17 protein-coding genes are annotated in these 23,510 nt (G+C 48.5%); 6 read left to right on the top strand and 11 right to left on the bottom strand.

Annotation, left to right across the window (positions count from 1 at the left end):
- Positions 1-3,087 (top strand): efflux RND transporter permease subunit, encoded by a 3,087-nt coding sequence (locus tag ACKU35_RS11540; protein ID WP_319759368.1) that lies wholly within the window; start codon positions 1-3, stop codon positions 3,085-3,087.
- An 84-nt stretch (positions 3,088-3,171) separates the two neighbouring features.
- Here the strand turns inward: ACKU35_RS11540 and ACKU35_RS11535 are convergent, their stop codons facing one another.
- The 4 genes from ACKU35_RS11535 to gdhA all read right to left on the bottom strand — a co-directional run bounded on the left by ACKU35_RS11535 (position 3,172) and on the right by gdhA (position 8,549).
- On the bottom strand, positions 3,172-3,648 hold the full coding sequence (locus ACKU35_RS11535) for an STAS domain-containing protein (RefSeq protein WP_319759367.1): 477 nt from the start codon (positions 3,646-3,648) through the stop codon (positions 3,172-3,174).
- A gap of 74 nt (positions 3,649-3,722) precedes the next feature.
- Entirely contained in the window at positions 3,723-4,091 is a 369-nt protein-coding gene (locus tag ACKU35_RS11530) for an STAS domain-containing protein (RefSeq protein WP_319759366.1), read from the bottom strand.
- Between the two features lie 21 nt (positions 4,092-4,112).
- Entirely contained in the window at positions 4,113-7,103 is a 2,991-nt protein-coding gene (locus ACKU35_RS11525; protein WP_319759365.1) for a PEP/pyruvate-binding domain-containing protein, read from the bottom strand.
- A gap of 99 nt (positions 7,104-7,202) precedes the next feature.
- Positions 7,203-8,549 carry an NADP-specific glutamate dehydrogenase gene (gene gdhA / locus ACKU35_RS11520; protein WP_319759364.1) on the bottom strand — a complete coding sequence of 449 codons (1,347 nt, stop codon included), beginning with the start codon at positions 8,547-8,549 and terminating at the stop codon, positions 7,203-7,205.
- Between the two features lie 492 nt (positions 8,550-9,041).
- On the opposite strand from gdhA, the gene ACKU35_RS11515 reads away from it, so the two are divergent.
- The 3 genes from ACKU35_RS11515 to ACKU35_RS11505 all read left to right on the top strand — a co-directional run bounded on the left by ACKU35_RS11515 (position 9,042) and on the right by ACKU35_RS11505 (position 11,736).
- The gene (locus ACKU35_RS11515; protein WP_319759363.1) at positions 9,042-9,203 is read left to right on the top strand and encodes a symporter small accessory protein; all 162 of its coding nucleotides are present in this window, start codon (positions 9,042-9,044) and stop codon (positions 9,201-9,203) included.
- Positions 9,203-10,801: a sodium:solute symporter family protein gene (locus tag ACKU35_RS11510; RefSeq protein ID WP_319759362.1), complete on the top strand. Its 1,599-nt coding sequence runs from the start codon at positions 9,203-9,205 to the stop codon at positions 10,799-10,801. The genes ACKU35_RS11515 and ACKU35_RS11510 overlap by 1 nt, the downstream gene beginning before the upstream one ends.
- Before the next feature lie 266 nt (positions 10,802-11,067).
- Positions 11,068-11,736 (top strand): acyltransferase, encoded by a 669-nt coding sequence (locus ACKU35_RS11505; protein WP_319759361.1) that lies wholly within the window; start codon positions 11,068-11,070, stop codon positions 11,734-11,736.
- Between the two features lie 51 nt (positions 11,737-11,787).
- Here ACKU35_RS11505 and ACKU35_RS11500 read toward each other — a convergent pair whose 3' ends face one another.
- Together ACKU35_RS11500 and ACKU35_RS11495 are read right to left on the bottom strand one after the other, a co-directional pair.
- Complete coding sequence (locus tag ACKU35_RS11500; RefSeq protein ID WP_319759360.1) at positions 11,788-12,351, bottom strand: type I restriction enzyme HsdR N-terminal domain-containing protein; 564 nt, start codon at positions 12,349-12,351, stop codon at positions 11,788-11,790.
- 184 nt (positions 12,352-12,535) lie between these two features.
- Entirely contained in the window at positions 12,536-14,047 is a 1,512-nt protein-coding gene (locus ACKU35_RS11495) for an MFS transporter (RefSeq protein WP_319759359.1), read from the bottom strand.
- Positions 14,048-14,411: 364 nt separating this feature from the next.
- Here ACKU35_RS11495 and ACKU35_RS11490 point away from each other — a divergent pair, with 364 nt between their 5' ends.
- On the top strand, positions 14,412-14,648 hold the full coding sequence (locus ACKU35_RS11490) for a FeoA family protein (protein ID WP_319759358.1): 237 nt from the start codon (positions 14,412-14,414) through the stop codon (positions 14,646-14,648).
- A gap of 2 nt (positions 14,649-14,650) precedes the next feature.
- Entirely contained in the window at positions 14,651-16,777 is a 2,127-nt protein-coding gene (gene feoB / locus ACKU35_RS11485; RefSeq protein ID WP_319759357.1) for a ferrous iron transport protein B, read from the top strand.
- 215 nt (positions 16,778-16,992) lie between these two features.
- On the opposite strand, the gene ACKU35_RS11480 is transcribed toward feoB, so the two are convergent.
- From ACKU35_RS11480 to ACKU35_RS11460, 5 genes are read right to left on the bottom strand one after another with little or no spacing between them, the layout of a single operon-like run.
- Positions 16,993-18,414: an NADH-quinone oxidoreductase subunit N gene (locus ACKU35_RS11480; RefSeq protein WP_319759356.1), complete on the bottom strand. Its 1,422-nt coding sequence runs from the start codon at positions 18,412-18,414 to the stop codon at positions 16,993-16,995.
- A gap of 18 nt (positions 18,415-18,432) precedes the next feature.
- Positions 18,433-19,968 (bottom strand): NADH-quinone oxidoreductase subunit M, encoded by a 1,536-nt coding sequence (locus tag ACKU35_RS11475; protein ID WP_319759355.1) that lies wholly within the window; start codon positions 19,966-19,968, stop codon positions 18,433-18,435.
- 13 nt (positions 19,969-19,981) lie between these two features.
- On the bottom strand, positions 19,982-21,754 hold the full coding sequence (locus tag ACKU35_RS11470) for a Na(+)/H(+) antiporter subunit D (protein ID WP_319765395.1): 1,773 nt from the start codon (positions 21,752-21,754) through the stop codon (positions 19,982-19,984).
- Positions 21,744-22,004, bottom strand: a complete 261-nt coding sequence (locus ACKU35_RS11465) for a hypothetical protein (protein ID WP_319759354.1) — start codon at positions 22,002-22,004, stop codon at positions 21,744-21,746. The genes ACKU35_RS11470 and ACKU35_RS11465 overlap by 11 nt, the downstream gene beginning before the upstream one ends.
- A gap of 11 nt (positions 22,005-22,015) precedes the next feature.
- Positions 22,016-23,509: a monovalent cation/H+ antiporter subunit D family protein gene (locus ACKU35_RS11460; RefSeq protein ID WP_319759353.1), complete on the bottom strand. Its 1,494-nt coding sequence runs from the start codon at positions 23,507-23,509 to the stop codon at positions 22,016-22,018.
- Position 23,510: the final 1 nt, after the last annotated feature.

The following is a 23,510-nucleotide window of genomic DNA, read 5'->3' as shown; positions in this document are numbered from 1 at the left end:
ATGAACATCACAGAACTATTCATCAAACGCCCGGTTATGACCTCGCTGGTGGTAATCGGCATGGTTTTTTTCGGAATTGTGGGATACCTGCGACTCCCGGTAAGTTATCTGCCGGCAGTGGAATTTCCTACTTTGCAGGTAACCGCGAGCCTGCCTGGAGCCAGCCCATCAACCATGGCTTCATCAGTTGCCACTCCGCTGGAAAAAGAATTCACTTCCACACCGGGGCTGCGTTCCATGAGTTCAGTAAACTCACAGGGCCAGACCCAGATCACCCTGCAATTCGACCTTGACCGTGATATTGACGGCGCGGCCTCGGACACGCAGGCCGCCATCTCACGGGCAAGCGGGGATCTGCCCACCGACCTGCCGCAGCAACCATACTATGAAAAAGTAAACCCCGCTGACGACCCGGTGCTTTACATGGCTATCTGGTCTGAGACCATGCCCCTTTATAAAGTCAACGAATACACAACCACCTTTCTGACCGACTCCATCTCCATGATCAACGGAGTTTCAAAGGTTCAGGTCTACGGTGAATCAAAACTCGCTGTAAGAGTACGGGTGAATCCGGAAAAGCTTGCTGCCCGCGGCATGAACATTGATAACATCCGCGAATCCATCAGCACCCAGAACGTCAAAGAGCCGGTAGGAACACTGAACAATAAAAAAATGGCCGTCACCGTAGAATCAACCGGACAGTTGGAAACTGCGGAAGACTTCATGCCCATGATATTTGAATCCAAAGACGGCAGGACGGTACGTCTTTCCGATGTCGGTGAAGTCATCAACTCCGTGCAGTCGGATAAATCCGGTTCATGGATTGACGGCAAACGCGGGATGGTCATCGCTATCCAGAAACAACCGGGATCAAATACCATAGAAGTCTGCAAGACCATTCAGGAAATGCTGCCGACCATACGGGACCAGATTCCTGCCGGAATCCAGATGAAAGTCCTTTACGACCGCTCTGTCCCCATTGAAGATGCGGTAAACGATGTGCAGGACACCCTGCTGCTGGCGATATTTTTTGTTATCTGCGTAATTTTCTTTTTCCTGAAAAACTTTTCCGCGACAATTATTGCTTCCATCGCGATCCCGGTTTCGATCATATTCACCTTTGCGATCATGTATATTCTGGGATACTCACTGGATACTCTTTCCCTGCTGGCCCTGACGCTGTCCGTGGGATTTGTCGTGGATGATGCGGTGGTCATGATTGAAAACATCGTCCGCCATCTGGAAATGGGCAAGAAGCCTTATCAGGCAGCATTGGACGGGGCAAAACAGATCACATTCACCATCATTTCCATGACTCTTTCCCTGGCCGTTGTTTTCATTCCGCTGATGTACATGTCCGGAATCATAGGACGAATCCTGCACGAATTCGCCATGACTATTACTGTGGCAATCCTTGCTTCGGGTGTGGTTTCACTGACCATGACGCCCATGCTGGCCAGCCGCATACTCAAGCCGGGCAGCAAGCTGTCCGAATCCGACCCTTTTTTCGATTTTCTGCTGCGCATGTATGACCGTTCCCTGCATTTTGTAATGCGCCACCGGGCATGGACTATGGTTGCAGCGGGATTAATACTGCTGGCGACCATTCACTTTTTTATGATCATACCCAAAGGGTTCCTGCCCACTGATGATATGAGTTATTGTCAGGGGTTCGCACAGGGTAAGCAGGGAATCGCCTATGATGACATGAAAGAGCATATAAAAAAGCTTGAACCGCTGCTGATGTCCGACCCGAATATACGCAGTGTGATAACCGTAGCTGGCGCTCCGATCCAGAATCAGGGTTATATTTTCCCCATGCTGGTCCCCCCGGGAGACCGTGATATGACCGCCGACGAAGTCGCCCTGCAGCTTATGTACAGACTGAATAACGAACCGGGAATAATGGTCTGGATTCAGAACCCGCCCATGATCAGGCTCTCTGCTAAATCAACTAAAAACCTTTACCAGTACACTGTGCAGGCCCCTGATCAGCAGGAACTTTTCGCAATCGCTCCTGAATTTGAAATGCAGATGCGTAAAATCCCGTTCCTGACCGGACTTACTTCCGACCTGCTAAACCAGAACCCGGAACTCTGGGTAAAGATTGACCGCGACAAAGCCTCATATTACGGAGTAACTGCCCACGACATCGAGAACACCCTCAACTCCGCATATTCAGAGCGGAAAGTCTCAACCATTTACGGCGACACCGACCAGTACTGGGTTATTCTGCAAGTACTGCCCTACAATCAGCGGGACCCGCGCGATTTGATGAAACTATACGTTGCAAACAAGGACGGAAAGCTTGTAAGGCTTGATAACATTGCCAGCTTTGAAGAAAAACCCGGTCCCATGCAGGTCAATCATACCGGAATGCTACCCTCGGTGACCTACTCCTTCAACATCGCTCCCGGTCATTCGCTAAGCGACGCAACAGCAGCCATTAATGAACTGGCCCTCAACAATCTGCCGGATACGGTTGTCTCGAACTTTGAGGGAACAGCGGACGAATTTCAGAAGTCCATGTCCAGTGTCTATTTTCTACTGGCCATCGCTATTTTCATCATTTTCATGATTCTGGGCATTCTTTACGAAAGTTATATCCATCCCATAACCATTATCTCCGGCCTGCCTTCCGCAGCAATCGGCGGACTGATCACCCTTACCCTGTTTGGTAAGGACCTCGACCTGTTCGGCATTGTCGGAGTTATTATGCTGATCGGTATCGTCAAGAAAAACGCCATCATGGTGGTCGACTTCGCCCTTGAAGCCGAAGAAAAAGACAACCTGTCTCCGGCTGAAGCGGCAATGAAAGGATCGCTGGAAAGATTCCGGCCCATCATGATGACCACAATCGCGGCCATAGCCGGTGCCATGCCCATCGCACTTGGTCTCGGCGCAGGAGCACAGGCCAGACAGCCTATGGGCCTCGCAATTGTAGGCGGATTGATCCTCTCGCAGGTGGTGACCCTTTATCTGACTCCGGTATTCTATACCTACATGGATGCGTACCAGAAATGGACTTATGAACGAGGCCGGGCCAAACGCGAACTGCTCGGCATCCCCCATAAGAACGAGAAATGAGGTACGACACGCTATTAAACCCAAAGAAAAAGCCCCGGCTCTGTTTTTTCAGAACCGGGGCAAACTCGTAGCAGGAAGTGCTTTCTACCAAGCCATCATACTGGTGGCCTGTTTCATATCAGATGCAAAATGAAGATAGCGATCCATGTACAACATCGCCAGATTCACCATAATTCTTTCCGGAACATCGGTCAGAACTATCATTCCACCATTCTTATCCGCTGTTTTGTGAGCGTTGATAAGAATCCCAAGCCCGACACTATCTATCAGACTCACATACCTAAGATTGATAATTACCTTACAGCCCTGCTTTGAAACAGCGCTATAAATCTTATCTTTGAAAAGTTTTGCTGTAGAACTGCTGACCCGTCCTTTAGGAGCAAAAATTGTAAATTCACCTTTCTGCCGCTCCAAAAAGTCAAACTTCATGTCAAAAATCTGATTAACAACAGAGTCAAGATTCAGGCTGCTGTCAGAATTTTGTTCCCCAGCCGCTTCCTTCAATCTCAAGGCATTACCCTCAAGACCAAACCTGTCTATGCTTTCATTTATGTTAGTCATGAGTAGGTACTTGCATTATCAATGCCACCATTCAAAACATCATTAGCTAGACTAGGAGGTAAGACTTGAAAAGGCTAAAAGCTGACTTCTTCCAAAGCAGATTCCAAAGTCGGGCAGAAATTAAGATATTTATCCATGTGCAGCATCTTCATATTTTTGGAAATCATTTCGCTGAAGTCACTATACACAATTATTCCACAATATTTTTCGCAGCATTTATGAGCATGAACCATCACGCCTAACCCGGAGCTATCGATAAAGTCCACATCTTCCATGCACATCACTATCCTGCAACCGTACTCACAACAGTAACTATAGAGACGCTCTCGGATTAAAGGCACCGTGGAATGATTAAAACGACCTTTAGGACGCAGGAGCAAGCATTCATCGCGTTCTTCTTCAATAAAATCAAAACCATCTCCATTCTGCGTGGAACTACTCATAAAAAACTCCAAACAAAAAACTTATCCCGCTACACATTCGCGCAACAAACAATAATCCTCACTCCCTCTGGAAGGAAGTATTACCCCTTGAGAACTTCGTCCATCAACCTTTAAGATCACCGGTGCAGGCAATCGTAAATGACTGACGTACTCACCTTTCTCAATAATATGCTGGTTTGTAAACCATTCCCAATTCATTCGGTTGCCGGGTTTATCGAGGACCATAAAATAGTTAATGCCCAGTGTGGTAATATTATGAAAAAAATGCGACCCCTGCGAAGGCTCCACCTTAAGTGATTCAGTGGAGGTCTCTATAATCGCGGAAACATTTGAAATATCGGGCCATTCTACCGGGATTCCCAGCCATGGGTCAGCAGATCCCCAGCGTCCGGGACCGGCCAGCAGGTACTTACGTTTCTGTTTGACCAGCTGTCCGTTAATACGCGAAATTTCCGTAGCGATTTGACGGGTTTTGGCCACATCAAAACAATCGGGACGAACGATAAGGATATCAACTATATCCTCTTTCTCCGCATTGCCGAGTGCATGGCTGGAAGAACAGACGGCTTCCTTAAGTTCCTGATCTGAAATCTCGATACGATTCAAATCAGCCCGAGCACTCATCGGCCGCAATTGCAGCAGGTTGAATTCCGGCTTGCGGCCATCCTCAAACAGATTGATGCAGAATTCCATTTCAACAGGTCCGCCCATGCCTTTTTCCGCCAGCCTAAGCACATCGCTCAGCACTGCCGGTAAAGGGATAAGCTTGTGTTTGAGAACCGGGGCAAAAAGCACGACCTTAGGACCCGGTACCGCCGCGGTATCCCTTATCCTGCCTTCTTCAGCGATATAAGTTGAAGCCAGACTGCGCACCGGCAGTGATTCCTCAAAGTCGGCGATATCCAGTTTTTCAAGATTCGCATCACCATGGATGTCATAGATTTCACCGTTGCCCATGCGCAATCCGTAAAAGGAAGTCTGAGCGTTCTTAAGCGAATCCTGCACGGTTGGACACTGCGGTAAGATCTTGGGATATTTTGGAGAAAAACGTATGCACTGTTCTCCGTCCACCACAGATTTTCCGATGCCCAGCGCGATTGTCGCCACACCCTGCTCCGGCTTCATCTTTCCAAATGGATAGTAGTTGTAGGACTGTCCTACCCCGGATATGGCCGGGAAATAATAGTCACCGTACTGCTGTCCGGCTACTTCCTGAATAATTACCGCCATTTTTTCTTCATCAGTGCGCTGGTTGACCCGCTGGGAAAATGATTTCGGAGCCTTGTAATATGTGGATGCCCAAACCAGCTTTACTCCATCCACCAGCTGTTTCAGCCGCTGCTCAATATCAGAATGGTCATTTGGGATCATGTACGTCTGATACAGACCGGCATAGGCCTGATACTGCGCATCTTCAAGCAGGCTGGAAGACCTGATGGATAACGGATACTCAACTTCCTGCAGGTAAGCCCATAATTGTGCTTCGATCCAGCCGGGAAAGAAAGCGTCCCTGAAAATTTCAGCAACCTTATCATCATCGAGATCGGCAGTTGCCAGATGGTGGAGGTCATTCATCTCCATAAAATCATCGAACCCGGATGTTCCGATTGTAAGAGTTCGCGGGGCGGTAATTATCATATCCTGATATTTATCGTGCAGCCACGGATTACGAGCCAGCATGGAGCAGATGAATGCCATGCCGCGCGCCTTTCCACCCAGCGAACCGGAACCGATTTTAAGGAAATTAGTATCCGGATCAAAATCTTTCGGATTAAATGATACGATGACTCCCTGTTGACGCTGCGTGCGCCTTTCCCGGATAAGGGATAATAACTGCTTGCGATGAGTTTCCACATCGGGGAAATCAAATTCACGAAGAGGCCGAATGCTATTGGCAAGGGCAATCTCGGTACGGGCATAGAACCAGCGGGAAAAATCATTCAGCTTGCAGTGCTTCATCAAAATATCTTGCGGAATATTACTGAGACACTTTTCCAGTGAATAAAGGCTCGAAGCGCGCGCGACTTCCTTTCCATGCATATCGCGGAAAATAAAATCTCCGAAGCCCAGATGTTCCATCACGAACTTACGGATCTCCGACATCAGTTCCGGAGAATTTTTATCGACAAAACAGGCGGGAATAGCAGCGGCACGTTCTTCGTTTTCAGGTTCATTGCTGGTCAGAAGCAGAGGGATATCATCCCTGCGTCCCTTAATACTCTTAAGCAGTTCTACACCGGAATTACCATCCAGAATCCCCATGCGAGGAAAGCGTACATCGGAGATAACTCCCAGAATATACGGCTCATATTTCTCAAAAAGAACCATGGCCTCTTCATAAGTACGGGCATTCAAAATTTTCGGCCGCGCCCTCATGGTCAGCAGACGGTGTTCGGAATTAAGCCCCTCCTCAAGCACAGCCTGAGTCTGACGGACCAGTTCCTTGTAGAGAATAGGCAAAAACGAAGCCAGATAGCGGGGAGAATCCTCGACTACAATTATAACCCTGATGCCGACCTCTGAAGTATCGTGCTCCACATTGAGCAGATCCTCCAGATTCTTAACCATAGCCACCAGCAGTTCGGCATCGCCGGACCAGACGAACTGGCGGTCCGTACCTTCACAAAGAATATCATCCGGGACTGCCAGTTGTTTGTGGGCCATCATAGCCACAGGGATGCCCGGAATTTTATCCTTGATGCGACGTCCCATGTCACAACAATCCATATTGCTCAGGTGGGGCATCAAAATAACCAGATCAAAAAAACGGACATCCAGCAGCTCGAGGGCTTCTTCGATGGTGGAAGCCCATGTCAGACGAGGAGGACGGCTTAAGTTCAACCCTCGGTATTCACTGACGATACGTTCAGAAATACGGCTGTCTTCTTCCATTACCCAGGCATCATAAGGACTTGATATAAGCAGAATGTCCCGGACTTTGACCTGCATAAGATCATGGTAAAGGCTGAACTTACGGCTCTGCCCGCCCAAGAATGTCATTTTATCTTCCATAAAAATGCCCTTAGCGCCCCTCTGGATAAATCGGCAATTCAATGCCCATGGAAGGAAAACTCTTTCGAATTTTCCTATCCACGGGCACCGAACATCTTACTAAACAATTCCCTGATCAAGCATAGCCTGTGCGACCTTAACGAAACCCGCAATATTGGCACCGTTCACATAATTGAACGGGGTTCCGTGTTGCTCCGCAGTAACCATGCATGATTTATGAATATTATGCATAATATGCTGCAAACGCTCATCCACTTCCTCACGAGGCCAGTTGATACGCATACTGTTCTGACTCATTTCGAGTCCGGACACGGAAACACCCCCGGCATTGGCAGCCTTCCCCGGTCCGTAAAGCAGACCTGCATCGAGAAAGATATCAACACCGTCAGGGGTTGTCGGCATGTTTGCTCCCTCGCAAACCACCTTTACACCGTTGGCAACAATATTTGAGGCATCCTTACCGTTAATTTCGTTCTGGGTGGCGGAAGGAAAAGCGCAGTCAGCCTTATGATCCCAGAGCGGATTATAATCCAGATCAGGATCGACCGGGGTATAAACCGCTTCGGAATACTTTTCCGCGTACTCTTTTACCCTGCCACGACGAACGTTCTTAAGTTGCATGATGTAATCAAGCTTATCGCGATCAACACCTTTTTCATCGTAAATATATCCGGATGAATCTGAAAAAGTGACCGGGGTACAACCCAGCTCAAGCAGTTTCTCCATAGTGAACTGGGCAACATTTCCTGAACCGGAAACAAGCGCGGTTTTGCCTTCCAGTGTCTGTCCCTGCGCCTTAAGCATCTCAGCGGAGAAATAGACCGAGCCGTAACCTGTGGCTTCGGGTCTGATCAGGCTTCCGCCCCAGTTCAGGCCTTTACCTGTCAAGACTCCGGTAAACTCGTTACGGACTTTCTTATACATGCCGAAGAGATAACCTATTTCTCTCGCACCTACACCGATATCCCCGGCAGGGATGTCGGTATTAGGACCGATATGCCGGGAAAGCTCCAGCATAAAGCTCTGGCAAAAGCGCATAACTTCCATATCCGACTTGCCCTTGGGATCAAAATCGGACCCGCCCTTGCCACCGCCCATGGGCAGTGAGGTTAATGCATTTTTAAAAACCTGTTCAAAAGCCAAAAATTTGAGAATTCCGAGATTAACTGAGGGGTGGAAACGAAGCCCGCCTTTGTACGGTCCTATCGCGCTGTTCATTTCTATGCGAAATCCACGGTTGACGTGCACATCACCATCATCATCAGTCCAAGGCACGCGAAACATCACAACCCGTTCCGGCTCAACAATTCTCTCCATAATCCCGGCACTGCGATACTCGGGATTGCGGTCAAGAGCAGGCTTGATCGATTCTACAACCTCGCTTACAGCTTGATGAAATTCTCGCTCATTAGGGTCCCTGTTTTTGACCAGTTCCAAAATTTCCATGCACAGCCTCCTGATCGGCCTTAAGCAATTGATATAAATTTAACATACCAAATTTTTTTCACTTCCTTTATTCCATCACTAACCGACTAAGTCCACACATCTTTTTAAAAATCTCATAAGAAACTGCAATTAATTATTTCCAAATTTGTGTTTTTTGATTCAGTGATCAATCAACACCTTTGCACAACAGTACATAAACGGGTTGACAGTAAGTGACTGCTTACGCTAAAAACATTTGATGAACACCAATAAAGAGTTTTTTTTCTTTTTTAATTTTTTTAGCTTTACCAGCCCTGTGGTCTGGAGGTGTTCACTCGCTTAAACGAAAGTTGAAAGAGTTTTCTACCAGGCCGCAGGCAAACAGCCCGCGGCCTTTTTTATTTCCTGCCCGGGTCCCTGAACACAGGCTGCGCCTTCACAGAATTCCATAATTTCAGCTGACCACAGCTTTTTTAACAATTTTAATCAATTCACTACATCTGGAGGCATTAAATGATGTTAGGACTTGGAAGTGTGGAAATTGCGGCAGTCTTCTGGCTCTGCCTGCTCTCATCGCTTGGGTGCGTGGCTTACGGAATCCTGAACTGGAACAAGAAAGGTAAACCCGATGCCACAGCACTAAGTGTTGAAGTGAAAGGAAAAGGGGACGAGTAATGGTTACCAAGATCGTCATTACCTGTATCTACCTCGGGGTCATTTTCTATCTTGGCTTCAAGGGCTGGCAATCCACCAAAAAATCAACAGACTATATGCTCGCAGGCAGACAGATGAATCCGTTCATCATGGCCATGTCCTACGGTGCTACATTTGTTTCTACTTCAGCCATCATCGGCTTTGGAGGGGCGGCAGGACTCTTCGGATTTCCCCTGCTCTGGCTGACTCTCGCCACCATCGTCATCGGCGTACTCGTAGCCATGGTATTTTTCGGCAAACGCACCCGGCGCATGGGACTCGCTCTTGAAAGCCATACCTTCCCGGAACTTTTAGGCCGTCGTTACGATTCAAAATTCATTCAGGGTTTCGCAGGCGGAATAATTTTTCTGTTCATCCCGGTTTACGCTGCGGCGGTGCTGATCGGAATTTCTCGTATGATGGAAATTTCATTCGGCATACCATACGACACCGCCCTGATCCTGATCAGCTTCATTCTTGCCGGCTATGTTATTTCCGGCGGGATGAAAGCAGTCATGTACACTGATGCTTTTCAGGGACTTATCATGGCTGCCATGATGATTATCCTCATTATTTCCACCTACTCCATGCTCGGCGGCGTGACACAAGCTCATCAGGCATTAACTGATATGGTCAGCATGATGCCCGCCAAACTCCAGAAAGGAGGCATGATAGGCTGGACACAAGGAGCAGAATTCGGAACCCCGCTCTGGCTGGTAATCTATACCACCATCGTTTACGGCGTTGGAATCGGAGTGCTGGCTCAGCCGCAGCTTGCCGTGCGTTTCATGACTGTCCCTTCAGATCGAGAACTGAATCGCGCAGTACTTTACGGCGGAATATTCATCCCGCTCATGACCGGGGTAGCCTTCATTACCGGTGCCCTTTCCAACGCTGTTTTCTATAAGGCGGTAGGGAAAATTTCCATTGCCGTAGCGGGCGGAAACATGGACAAAATTATTCCCATGTACATCGAACAGATGATGCCTTCATGGTTCTCCGCTCTATTCCTGCTGGCAATGCTTGCCGCCGGGATGTCGACATTATCTTCCCAATATCATGTGGGAGGAACCGCTCTGGGCCGGGATTTCTTTGAAAGATTTGTAAATGTGCCCGCCGATAAATCCGTAAAGATCACCAAGATAGGCGTAGGGATCACGCTGCTGGCCGCGATCCTCTGGGCATGGGTACTCCCGCCGTCCATCATCGCCCGTGCGACCGCCTTTTTCTTCGGTCTTTGCGCCGCATCGTTTCTGCCTATCTATCTGCTGGGTCTTTACTGGAAAGGCATGACCAAGAAAGCTGCTAAAATCTCCATGGTCGGCGGATTCAGCGCATCCATGTTCTGGCTGCTTTTCGTGCACGCCAAGGAAGCAAAAGCTATCGGCCTCTGCAAAATGCTTTGCGGTCAGGACACACTAGTCTCATCAGCCGCCAAGGGCTCATGGATCTGGTTGCTGCAATGGGTAGACCCCAACGTGGTCGCCCTGCCCGTCTCCATGGCACTGGCTGTCGGTGTGGCTCTGATCACGCCTAAGATGAACAGGGAACATCTGAAGCTCTGCTGGGCAAATATATAAAACTATTGATTCGGCTAAGACAAAAGGGTGTAACCTTCGTTGGTTACACCCTTTTGTTACTTGAAACACAATAAATTGGACAACTTTAAATCTATGAGACTCATGCTGTCGGCAGAAGTTGTGAAGCCGCAATTCTCAAAACCTGAAACAATTACACACTGATTGACGTGCTAACAACAAAGTTGATAGAGAATATTTATAAATGGCTAAAATAGCGCTTATATTAATAAATATGATACTTACTGACCCTAAGAGGCAAATTCATAATGAGTAAAAGTCGTGTTCAAGTGTCCACCAGCAACAATGACAATATAAGCATCCGCGGGGATAGAAATTCCCTCGAATTCGAAAGCTCAAATCAATCTGATGCAAGCATAGACATCATAGGAAATGATAATACTATTAAAATCCACCCCAGCGCTCAATTAGGATCAGTAAAAATCGTTCTGCGTGGTGATCATCATCGCATTTTTGTAGGTAGAGACGCTCAGATTAATGCAGGTATTTTACGCCTTATCCACGGAGGTGGGCTGATAGCGATAGGAGCAAGAACCGTAATAGTCGAAGCGGAGTTGATTTCATTTGAAGTCGGCACCAAGCTTGTTATCGGCGAGGATTGTCTCATAAGCTATGGCGTACATGCCTGGACTGGCGATGCCCACTCCATTGTTGATGCCACGACAGGAAAACGCATCAATCCCGGTAAGGATATAACCATCGCCAACAAGGTCTGGATTGGATATGAATCCGTGCTGTTAAAGGGAGCAAAGGTGGGTCACGGGTCAATACTTGGAGCACGGACCGTTCTCAGCAAAGAAATCCCGCCGCAGAGCCTTGCTGTCGGCAATCCCGCAAAGGTGGTTAAGAGCAACGTAACCTGGACTCCGGAGGTGTTCTACGAAAAAGGGAGCAATCCTCTGGTAAAAGAAAGCTGAATATGACGGAAAAAGCCGGAAAGACTAATCTTTCCGGCTAGGTTAATTAAACTATTTTTTAGGTGGAAGCGAACACGATTCGCTACAGCAGGTGCCTTGCAAAAATCCGGTGTAAGTATAAAAAATCCTTTCAATTTTCGCACGTTTTTCAGCAGGAAGAGGTTCCCTTTTGTAGTCGGCGGTCATTTTAATAAGATCTTCATAGTTCGGTACGGATTTCATACCGTGAGCCAGAGTCTTACCGGAGATGGCATCAAGTAAAAACGCATCCATAGAATCGGAAATGACAACGTATGGCACCGGTCCGCCCTGAAAAAGCTTGCCCGCGCAAACAGCTTCACGTTCATAGCTGCCCACATCCCCGGCGCAGAACATAACCATCATTATCGGCTGCTCGGCTTTATCATAGATCACCAGATCGATGGTACGACACATCTCTTCACCATCAATATCAAAACATAGATCAATTTTAGCTTTCAAAGAATCCTTGGGATAACCCAGCTCTTCAACCAGCAGCTTTGCCAGAGCCTGACGGAATTCCTCATAGGTGGTTTCTTCAATCTCTTCACCACTCAGATAGTCACGCAATGTTCCACCCATACTTGTTTCATGCATATGATGCCTCCAGAGGGCCTAACGTCGATTCCGGCAAAGACATATCATTCTCGGAACCAACCGGGGTTTTGTTAATCTGTACATGAATTATATAAGCATACTGGGCTGTTGTGCAAGAGGTGAAAAAGATAAAAACCATGAGGATTAATCAGTCAGAATTTAAAAGAAAAAACAGCCGAACCGATCAGAGCCTTTCCAGATTAACCCCGCGGGTTTCAATACGGAACAGCCATGTAATTAAGGCTCCAAGCAGTGAGCAGCTCACCAGAAAAATCAAAATAGGTCCGGTACCGAAGTCCTTAAACAACACCGGGAAAAGAAAAGCCGTAGTTACCGCTCCTATTTTTGCAAAAGAAGCCGCAAATCCTGCTCCCTTTCCCCTGATTCTGGTAGGAAAAACTTCTCCGGCCAGAAGATATGTTATCGCATTAGGGCCCATATTTGTCATAAAGCTAAAAAGCATAAATCCGCTGAAAAGAAGAATCATGGCAGTTGCCGAATCCGGATCAACAGTCATGGACATGGAAGCGAGAAAGAGTCCTATTGCGCAGCCGATGAACCCAGCCACCTGAAGTTTAATACGCCCAACCTTATCTGCCATGAGAACAGCAGCGATTATTCCGACAAGTAAAAGCACATCAATAAACGCAGCCCCCTTGGCGGCAATCAAGTCATTCTGAATCAAATCCGCTACATTGCGGGCATGGACTGCCTTTGCCCCGATTACTGAGCCCAAAATTGTCGGGGTAAATATACCGATTCCGTAAGTACCAATATCCTGCAAAAACCACGGAACGGAAGCCAGTATTGTTGCGCGGATATTCTTACGGTTAAAAAGTTCTAAATATTTTCCGTTACAATCATCCCCGTCCTTACCACTATTATTCTCAACCGGCTGGGAAATCTTAATCACAGTAGGATAATTCGGTTCACGGTAAAGCAGTGAACACAAGGCCTTTTCTGCCTCTTTGATACGCCCCTTTGAAGCCAGCCAATGACAACTGTCAGGAATATAAAATCTGCCGAAGACAACCAGAATTGCGGGAATAATTGCCGCAGCGTACATATAACGCCATGCGGAAATGTCAGCAGCCTTGTAGAGGACGATGTAACCGATTGCTGTTCCGGCAAGGGCGCCGATAGCCTGAAATGCAAAAGCACTAAGGACCAAACGACCACGGTCATTGCTCGGAATTGACTCGGAAATGACCATATGAGCTGTGGGATAGTCACAACCAAGCGCCAAGCCCATTCCCAAAAGAAAAATTATCAGTGAGATAAAATCCAAACTGAATACAAGGGCGACTAGACAAACGACAAAAAGAATCATCTCAACTATAAACATCTTTTTACGCCCGTAATGATCAGCAAGACCACCCAATGCAGTTGCTCCTATCAAAATACCTAAAAGGGTTGCCGCGCTGACCATCCCCTTCTCCATTGCACCAAGATTGAATTCGCGGACTATGAGAGGCAGGGCCACCCCGGTCATAAATACGACCATACCTTCAAAGAATTTCCCTGCTGATGCCAGCAGCCAGATTCTCCACTGCATGACAGTCATGGGTGAGGAAGGCGCAATCGTCCCGTCAGCCCAATAAGGAGTTTCATCAATATATTCCTGTACTGATCTAGCTGCGACTTCGCCGGATTTATCAACGCCTGCCATAGGGCCATCTCCCCGGTAGTGATTCATAACTCCCCCTTATTAACATAGTGATGTTTAGCCTGTCTTTAATTCTGAGAGCTACATGATGAGCAATACCGGTTCATGACGGAAAAGTTACAAAATACTACCGTATTCATACATATTTAGGATATTCAGTAGTACAAAACCCACCACCCAAATCTAATTGAAAATTATTTTCATTTTCTACTTGACCTTTCATAGGTCAACAGCTAGAAAGTAATCGATTTTGATTATCAATCTTCATATCAATATGAATTGGAAGACCTTTACAAGATTCATAATTTTTAAACGATACCGTCCGCTGACTTCGAACGGTAAACGATAGTTACAGTTTTTAAAAATGCAGCAGGGGCTGCAGGGAGACCAAAAAATGACTAAAGGCTTAAATCTTTCCAACATCTTGAAGGATCGTTCTTATTCTGTCCTAGGTTTCGAGACAGAAACTTCTGACTACGCTCAAAAGCTGCGTAAAATGGGTTTTATCGAGGGCACCCGCATAAATCTTGCACCGATCATGATTTCTGATCCCATGATCTTTGAAATTAGAGGAAGCCGAATTGCCCTGCGTAAAAATGAAGCCGACCAGATCAAGGTGGAGGAAATATAATCATGCATAAGATTGAGAGGATAGCCATCGCAGGGGTGCCAAACAGCGGTAAAACCACACTTTTCAACGCGCTGACAGGAGCCCGCCAGAAGGTAGGTAACTGGCCCGGAGTTACAGTTGAAAAAATTGAGGGTACATTTTCCCTTTCAGGTACCAAAGTAGAACTCGTGGATTTACCGGGAACATACAATCTCAGCCCGGATACCGAAGACCAGAAAGTAGCCGAAAGAGTTATTCGCAGCGGCGAGTACGACATGATCGTAAACGTGGTTGATGCTACAAACCTTTCCCGCAACCTCTTTCTGACTATGGACCTTAAGGAGCGTACCGATCAGATTGTCGTTCTACTCAACATGCTTGATGTAGCGGAAGGTGAGGGTCTTGATATTGATATTGATAAGCTCAGCAAAGAGCTTGATCTCCCTATTATCCCGGTGATTGCGGTCGATAAAAAATCAGTAGCCAAGGCTGTTGAGGAGCTTGCTGAAAAATCCCAGAATCTTCCTGCCCACAGCTCGCACCCCACCCGTCAGGAAGTGATGGATACGGTCAAGAAATACAACCACATCGACACCATATACAACAAGGTGCTGAAAGAAAAAAAGGACCGCAGCCAGAACTTCACCAACAAGGTGGATAACATCGTCATGAATAAATTCGCGGCGATTCCCGTCTTTTTGATTTCCATGTTCCTTACCTTCTGGTTCGCAATCGGTCTGGGATCTGTTTTTATCGACTTTTTTGATATTATGGCCGGGCTGTTTTTTATCGACATTCCCGCCGATCTGCTGGGTAAAATAGGCGCTCCGGAATGGCTCACCGTAACACTTGGCGGCATCGGGGCCGGAATCCAGACTGTTGCCACTTTTATACCGGTTGTATTTTTCATGTTCCTTGCTTTGGCCATCCTTGAAGATTTCGGATACATGGCCCGAGTTGCGGTTGTGGCCGACCGTTTCATGCGCAAGATAGGACTGCCGGGTTCCGCGTTTATCCCGATGGTTGTTGGCTTCGGCTGCACTGTCCCCGCTGTTATGGCCTCAAGAACCCTCTCCTCAAAGAGAGACCGTTTCATGACTATTTTCATGGCTCCGTTCATGTCCTGCGGTGCACGACTGCCTGTATACGCTCTCTTTTGCGTAGCTCTATTCGGCGCATATTCCGGTCTGGCGGTATTTCTGATTTACCTTTCCGGTCTGGCCATGGCTATCTTCACCGGTTTTCTGCTCAAAAAGACCCTCTTCAAGGGAGTTCCTTCACACTTTGTTATGGACCTGCCCCTCTACCACATTCCTAGAGTGAGCGCGGTTTTCAAAAGTGCATGGTTACGTATGAGAGGATTTGTTAAACGCGCAGGTGTTATCGTTGTCACCGCAGTTTTCATTCTTTCCATGATCAACTCTGTGGGTATCGATAACGGTCAGTTTACTTTCGGAAATGAGGATTCGCAGAACTCTGTTCTCTCCATTGCCGGTAAAGCGATATCCCCCGTTTTTAAACCGATGGGAATTAAAGAGGAAAACTGGCCGGCATCCGTTGCTCTGTTCACTGGTCTTTTCGCTAAAGAAGCAATCGTAGGTACTGTAAACTCTCTCTATTCCTCCATGGACTCTCCTTCTGCCGATCTGGACCCTGCAGCAGCGGTAGAAGAAGAAGGTGAACTCGATATCAGTGGAACAGTAAATGAAGCTTTCGGGACTGTGTGGGATGGTCTGGTCGGTGTAGTCACATCCGTGGATCTGCTCGGAATAGGCTTGATCGGTGAAGACAGCGCAGCCGTTTCCGAAGAAATCGGGGCTGATGTTTCAGTATACAAACATCTCGCGGCCAACTTCACTGTCTACTCCGCCTTCGCTTATCTGCTCTTTGTTTTGATGTACTTCCCCTGCCTTGCTGTAATCGGCGCCACCAGACAGGAAATGGGCGGATTTTATTCCGCAGTAATGGCCATGTACTGCACCGCTTTGGGCTGGTCTGTCGCAACTCTGTTCTACCAGATAGCGGAGGGTAAAAACCCCATCTATCTTGTACTCTCCGTCGCTATTCTTGGTGGGATATACGCGACACTTAAATATCTGGGAAACAAGGAAGTTGAGGAAGAACCTCAGCTCCGGCCTTTGAATCTGTAACTGTCGCAGAATGACGGAAAATTTAGCCATAATTTTCCGCACCCTGCATAAAAAAGCGGAGAACCTCCCTAGGTTCTCCGCTTTTTTATGCAATATCAATAAATAAACTACTTGCCAGCTTATTTCATCCTTGTCGAAACCTGCTAAAAGAAAGCTCCCCCGCCTCACGACAGGGGAGCTTTAATTCGTATCATAGCTCTCTAATATCAATCAACTTAAGGAACAATACTTCCAACCTTCAAAGCGAAATCAAACACACCGGCGGGCATCATACCCAGTCCCAGCACCAACAGGGAGAGCAGCGCGGCTCCGGCGAAGCTGAATGCTGAAGTATCCGGCAGTGGTTGATCCGCTGCCGCGTCCTGCGTGTAGGCATGGCGAACCATTCCAAGATAGTAATAGATGGAAATGGCGGTGTTAATACCGGCGATTATGATCAGCCAGTTATAGCCGTGGTTCCAACCGGATGAAAACAGGAAGAGTTTCCCCATAAATCCTGCCATTGGCGGCAGCCCGACCAGCGCAAATGCTCCGACAGCCAAGGCGAAGGCAAGTGCCGGGGCGCGCTTATGCAATCCGTTAAGATCATCAAGCTGTAGGTTGCGTCCGTCCACGGAAACGCGACTGACCACCCAAAAGCAAGTCAGGTTCATGGCGACATAGGCCAGCGCGTAGAAGGAAGCCGCAGCCAGACCTTCCGCCGTACCGGAAATGAGTCCGATCATAATGTAACCGGCATGAGCTACTGAAGAATATCCTAAAATACGCTTCACATCCCTTTGCACCAGTGCTGCAAGGTTACCGAAAGTCATGGACAGGGCACCGAGCACGGCAATAATCGTGGTGATATCGTAACCGGGCTTAAACATGGCGGCAAGGCGGATAAGTATAACCACCGCACCCAGTTTAGGCAGGGTCGCCACAAAAGCGGCAGTTTCGTTGCTGGCACCCTCGTAAACATCCGGGCACCAGAAATGGAACGGAAACAAAGCCAGCTTGTAAAACATGCCCAGCAGAAACAAAGCCATTCCGGTGACAGCCATGGGAGCTGCTGCAAAAGACCATGTTTTCTGAACAAGTTCCGCGAGGTAAGTGGTATGCATCCCGGCGAGGATGTAGGAAAAACCGTACAAGGCCAGTGCCGTGGATACCGCGCCGAACATGATATACTTGATAGCCGCTTCCGCCGCCCCTTTGTCCTTGGCCCGCAAGGCAATAATTGCATAGAGGGAGTAGGAGGAAAGCTCCAGCGCTAGGTACATAGTAACCAGCTCCACCGAGGAAGCGAGCATCATCAGGCCCCATGCGCTGATAGCGAAGAACAGAAAATAATCTGATCTTTTTTCCTTCAGCAGTGTCGGCTGGCGGGTGGCGTTAAACACTGTCACACAGAAGCCGATGGCGATTGCAACTTTGAAAAACTGCGAAAGCGGATCGACCAGATAAGCACCGTGAAAGGATAAACCTTCCTGCCCCACGGAGAGCAAAGAAACCACTACCGGCAGAAGGGACGCTATAGGCAGCCAGACCCCGACCTTGTCCCTCATTGTCTCACTACCCACGGCCTGTACGAACAACAGGGTAATGATAAGGAACATGGAAAGTTCCGGCATGAAAAGATATGGATTCACATTCATTTCAATATCTCCTGTTGTCTATTTCACAATTCCCTTGAGGGAATTAAATGCCATTTGCAGAGGATCTTCCTTTTGAATGGAAACGATCTTGGCCCCTTCCTTCACATCCTTTTCCAGCTTGATCAGCGAGGCATCCATAACCTTGAAACAAAGCCCCGGTGCGAGGCCGATATAGAATACAAACACCGCTGGAACAACCAGATAAGACCACTCTCGCAGATTGAGATCAGGCCACTCTTTCCATGAAGTAGGACGGCCCCAGGCCAACTTGAGTGAAACACGCAACATGTAGGCCGCCGCAACCATGGCACCGGGAACCATAAATGCTCCGATCCACGGATTCTGCTTAAACGCGCCTATGAAAACGAGTATCTCGCCCACAAAACTGTTTGTACCGGGAAAGCCGAAGGAGGAAAGTGCAAACAGGCCCCAGAAGAACATATATGCGGGCATATATTTTCCGAGTCCGAGGTTATCTCCCAGTTCACGGCTGTGGCTGCGTTCGTAAACGGTACCGATCAGCATGAACAGTCCGCCGGTGGTAATACCGTGGTTGAGCATCTGAAACAAAGCCCCTTCCAGCCCACGCTGATTAAAGAGGAAAATACCAAGTGTTACAAAACCCATATGGCCAACAGAGGAGTAGGCGATAACTTTCTTAATGTCGTTCTGCCCGAGCGCGACAATCCCGCCGTAAAGAATTCCGGCTATGGATATGGCGATCATGACCGGGGCAAAATACTCACTGGCCGCAGGAGTCAGCGGCAGGTTGAAGCGCAGGAAGCCGTAGGTTCCCATCTTCAAAAGCACCGAAGCAAGAATCACTGATCCAGCTGTCGGAGCTTGTACGTGAGCGGCAGGAAGCCATGTGTGGAAAGGGAACATGGGGACTTTGATGGCAAAAGCGAGGGCCAAAGCCAGAAAAGCCCAGAACTGAAAGCTGAAGCTGAAATTCTGCTCCATGAGTTCCGGAATTGCGAAAGTTCCTCCCGCAACCCTGAAAGCGACGATGGCAACCAGTAATAATGCCGATCCCGCCAGAGTATAGAGAAAAAACTTGAGCGATGCATAACGTTTTTCAGGTCCGCCCCAGACCGCGATTAACAGATACATAGGTATCAGCATCGCTTCCCAGAACACATAAAAGAGGACTAAATCAAGAGCGGTAAAGACTCCTACACAGGCTGAGGTCATAAACAGCAGACAAAAGTGGAATTCCTTGACCCGTGTGCTGATATAAGTCCACGAACAAAGCACACACAGCGGCAGCACAGCGATGGTCAAAATCACCATCAGGAAACTGATTCCGTCTGTGCCGAGGTAATATTCTACGCCCCACTGCCTTACCCAATCCATTCTTTCCACGAACTGAAAGGCCGCGGATTCAAGTTTGAATCCGGCAAAAAGCGGGAACGAAAGCACGAGTTCAATGACTGACACAATAAGCGTGTAAACCCTGATGGTATTATCCCCCCGGAGGAAGAAAAGCCCCAAGGCCGCCAGCAGCGGAAAGAACACGAGGACAGTCAGAACAGGATAAGCTATTTCTTGCATTGCATTCTCTCCATTATCCGAAGTACCAGACTAAGCCGTAGACGCAGAGCGCGATGAACACAGCCATCCCGAGATAATCCTGCAAGCGTCCGGTCTGTATCTTGGCTCCTGTCTTACCGATATTTCTAACCGTGTAAGCGGTGCCGTCCACAACGGTATCAATACCCTTTCGATCAAACCATGACGACCCGGCAGCAGAATCCATCAACCATTTCAGGCCGATAACCCGGTAGACGGTGGTCCATATGGAATCCGCCCAGGCGATGGGACGGCAAACCAGCAGCAGCCCCATGTTACCGATAAAGCGATAAAGCTTGTCGAAGTCGAGGTTTCGTCCATGATGCGGGATGATGACCTTGCGCATGATCCAGAACCCTGCTCCGGTAAAGGCCAGCAGCATGGAAGCCTGCAACAGGTGCCACGGAGTGTAAGGTTCGTAATCAACAGGGAAAGGCAGCAGCTTATAAAGCATCTGCGGATACACACCCTGCGCGATACACAGGAAAGCCGCGATGCCCATGGCCACATACATATTTTTAGGAATAGGCTTAAGCTTAATGTCCGTCTTCGCCGGTTTATTCCAGAAGGCGAAATACGGCAGTTTTATACCTACCGAGAGGAAAGTACCCACCGCGGCGATTTCAAGACCGATTGCCAGCAGGGTGTGATGTGATTCAGCAGCCCCGGTAATGGTCATGGTTTTAGAGATGAATCCGTTAAAGAACGGCATACCGGAAATGGAAACCGCCCCGACCATATAAAGGAGCATGACCACCGGCAATTTTCCGACAAGTCCTCCCAGACGGTCAAGATCTGCGGAACCGACTGCGTAAAGCACAGTACCCACACTCATAAAGAGCAGTCCTTTATAAAGGATATGGGCATAGGCATGAGCGACAGCTCCGTTAAGACACATGGCTGTACCGATACCGATACCCGCGACCATGTAACCGACCTGCGAAACAATGTGGTAGGAAAGAATCCTGCGGGCATTGTTTTCCATCGACGCATAAAGCACTCCGTAGACAGCCATGAATGTTCCGGCCACCGCCAGCGCGTAGACACCGGAGAATCCGCGAGCCAGCACATAGACCGCAGTCTTGGTGGTAAAAGCGCACATGAAGACCGCGCCGGGAATGGTTGCTTCGGGATAAGCGTCAGGCAGCCATGCATGCAGCGGAACAACAGCGGCGTTTACGCAAAAGCCGATCATGATCAGCCAGTCGTAATACTCCATACCCTGCGGGTCCACAGGCAGAAAAGCGAAAGTGCCTATATCCGAATAACGGAGCAGCATTCCACCCAGCAGAAAGAGTCCGCCCAATGTGTGAAACATAAAGTAGCGGAACCCGGCAGCGGAGGAAGTTTTAGTCCGGTGCAGCCAGATAAGGAATGTGGAAGCCACGGACATGAGTTCCCAGAAGATAAACAGGGTCAGATAATCTCCGGCAAAAACACAGCCGAATGACCCGGCAACATAAAGGGCCGCAGCAGCGTGATGCGCTTTGTCATCCACATGCAGGGCATAGATCATACCGATTAGCGACTGAATGGCAAAAACGTTGGCAAAGACCAGCGAAAGCTTATCCACACGCCCGAGCACCAGAACATTGCCCAGATAAGGCAGAACTCCGAAATTACCGAGAGTAGCGGTGAAAACAACCGCGATAGCGATAATCGGCGGGATAAGCAGAAACCATTTCCACTGTTTGCCCCGAAAAAAGGGCAAAGCCAATGCCAGCGCGATAAAAGCCAAAGCCGGATGGAGAAAAGCGTTAAACGTCATCATCTTCCTCCGGTCCTACAAGAAAGGGTTGAAGAAGTACCTTCATCAGGAAAACCATGCCCACAGACGCACCAAGAGCGAACAGCTCCCAGAAGCCGGGATAGATATCGTAATGATACTCTGCATGATGAGGGTGGATGAAAAAATTTAGTCCAACCAGCACTACGAGGAAGGCAGCAAAGAGGACCTTCCAGAACTTCATTTTCTGCGTGCGCTGGGTTTCAAACCAGTTTCCAAGTTTTTCTTTCATGGCGGCTCTCCTTAGAATTTGCCGAACACGTTGATGAAGTTCAGAAAAGTCTGGGGATAAAGCCCCAGCCAAATCGAAATCAGGGCCGTGGTGAACAGCGGGACAACCATGCACAGAGGTGCTTCATTGTACTGTTCAATATTGGCGCCCTCTGCAGGAGCTTTAAAGAAAGCCCGGTAGACGATGGGAGCGAAGTAACCGGCATTGAGCAGAGTACTTGCAAGCAAGGCAATGAGAAGTCCCCACTGTCCTATGCCAACCGCGCCTTTCACAAGATACCATTTGGTTGCGAATCCACATGCCGGCGGAACCCCGATCATGGAGAGTGTCGCAATGGCGAAGGCCCCGAAAGTCCATGGCATTCGCCTGCCCAGACCATCCATGAGGCTGATCTTTTTAAGGTGGGTTGCCACATAAATGGCACCGGCACCAAAAAACAGCGTGATTTTTGAAAAAGCGTGGTGAGCGATGTGCATCAGACCGCCCTGCACTGCGTCCGGGGTCAGCATGGCCACACCTATAATAATGTAGGAAAGCTGACTGACCGTTGAATAAGCTAGCCTTGCTTTGATATCATCCTTGGTTAAGGCAATCAGCGAGGCGGTGACAATGGTGAACGCCGCTAGATACGCCGTAGGTAATCCCAGCCCCAGTTTATCCATGAGATCAACACCGAATCCGGAAAGGATCACCCGGGATACGGAAAAGACCCCGGCCTTAACAACCGCCACAGCATGCAGCAACGCGGAGACCGGAGTCGGCGCGACCATGGCGGAAGGAAGCCAGTTATGGAACGGCATCAGCGCGGCCTTGGCCAGACCGGCGATGTATAACACGTAGGTAACTGTTACCAATGTGGGATCGGCGTCCGCCGGGAAAATTCCCTGCGCCACATCGCCGAGATGGAAATCGAGAGTTCCGCAGAGCACATAGGTCATAACCATTGCCGGCAGCAGAAAAAGTTTCGATGTACCCATCAGGTAAACCATGTATTTACGTGCTCCCTTGAAACCTTCATCGTCCTGATGATGGGCAACCAGCGGATACGTGAACACGGAAATAACTTCGTAGAAAAGATAGAGGGTGAATATATTTGCCGAGAAGGCAACTCCGATGGCTCCGAAAATGGCCACCGCAAAGCAGAAATAATACCGGGTCTGGGCATGCTCGTTCAGAGAACGCATATACCCGATATTGTAACTCGTTGCGAACACCCAGAGCAATGAGGCGATAAGGGCGAAAATGAAGGACAGCCCGTCCGCCGCAAAGGAGACATTCACACCAGGTAAGATGGTGAACAGGGTATACTCTACGATTTTGCCGTCCAAAGCATCCGGGACCATGGAAACAACTGAAATAAAGGTCAGTATTCCGGCCCAGACCGATACGGCCTCGCGTCGGTTGATATTCTCACGGAAAAACCAAATCAAGAACGGAGCAACAAGAGTGATTCCGAGCGGAACAAGAATTCGCGCGCTGGTGATGAGTTCAGTGCTAACTGTCATA

It is taken from the genome of Maridesulfovibrio sp., from assembly GCF_963676065.1.
Taxonomy (GTDB): Bacteria; Desulfobacterota; Desulfovibrionia; order Desulfovibrionales; family Desulfovibrionaceae; genus Maridesulfovibrio.
This window is presented reverse-complemented; position numbering and strand designations above follow the sequence as displayed.

Bases quoted from the DNA above. Each gene is read 5' to 3' on its own strand.
- ACKU35_RS11540 (WP_319759368.1), top strand. From the start codon at position 1: ATGAACATCACAGAACTATTCATCAAACGCCCGGTTATGACCTCGCTG.
- ACKU35_RS11535 (WP_319759367.1), bottom strand. From the start codon at position 3,648: ATGACTAACATAAATGAAAGCATAGACAGGTTTGGTCTTGAGGGTAAT.
- ACKU35_RS11530 (WP_319759366.1), bottom strand. From the start codon at position 4,091: ATGAGTAGTTCCACGCAGAATGGAGATGGTTTTGATTTTATTGAAGAA.
- ACKU35_RS11525 (WP_319759365.1), bottom strand. From the start codon at position 7,103: ATGGAAGATAAAATGACATTCTTGGGCGGGCAGAGCCGTAAGTTCAGC.
- gdhA (WP_319759364.1), bottom strand. From the start codon at position 8,549: ATGGAAATTTTGGAACTGGTCAAAAACAGGGACCCTAATGAGCGAGAA.
- ACKU35_RS11515 (WP_319759363.1), top strand. From the start codon at position 9,042: ATGATGTTAGGACTTGGAAGTGTGGAAATTGCGGCAGTCTTCTGGCTC.
- ACKU35_RS11510 (WP_319759362.1), top strand. From the start codon at position 9,203: ATGGTTACCAAGATCGTCATTACCTGTATCTACCTCGGGGTCATTTTC.
- ACKU35_RS11505 (WP_319759361.1), top strand. From the start codon at position 11,068: ATGAGTAAAAGTCGTGTTCAAGTGTCCACCAGCAACAATGACAATATA.
- ACKU35_RS11500 (WP_319759360.1), bottom strand. From the start codon at position 12,351: ATGCATGAAACAAGTATGGGTGGAACATTGCGTGACTATCTGAGTGGT.
- ACKU35_RS11495 (WP_319759359.1), bottom strand. From the start codon at position 14,047: ATGAATCACTACCGGGGAGATGGCCCTATGGCAGGCGTTGATAAATCC.
- ACKU35_RS11490 (WP_319759358.1), top strand. From the start codon at position 14,412: ATGACTAAAGGCTTAAATCTTTCCAACATCTTGAAGGATCGTTCTTAT.
- feoB (WP_319759357.1), top strand. From the start codon at position 14,651: ATGCATAAGATTGAGAGGATAGCCATCGCAGGGGTGCCAAACAGCGGT.
- ACKU35_RS11480 (WP_319759356.1), bottom strand. From the start codon at position 18,414: ATGAATGTGAATCCATATCTTTTCATGCCGGAACTTTCCATGTTCCTT.
- ACKU35_RS11475 (WP_319759355.1), bottom strand. From the start codon at position 19,968: ATGCAAGAAATAGCTTATCCTGTTCTGACTGTCCTCGTGTTCTTTCCG.
- ACKU35_RS11470 (WP_319765395.1), bottom strand. From the start codon at position 21,754: ATGACGTTTAACGCTTTTCTCCATCCGGCTTTGGCTTTTATCGCGCTG.
- ACKU35_RS11465 (WP_319759354.1), bottom strand. From the start codon at position 22,004: ATGAAAGAAAAACTTGGAAACTGGTTTGAAACCCAGCGCACGCAGAAA.
- ACKU35_RS11460 (WP_319759353.1), bottom strand. From the start codon at position 23,509: ATGACAGTTAGCACTGAACTCATCACCAGCGCGCGAATTCTTGTTCCG.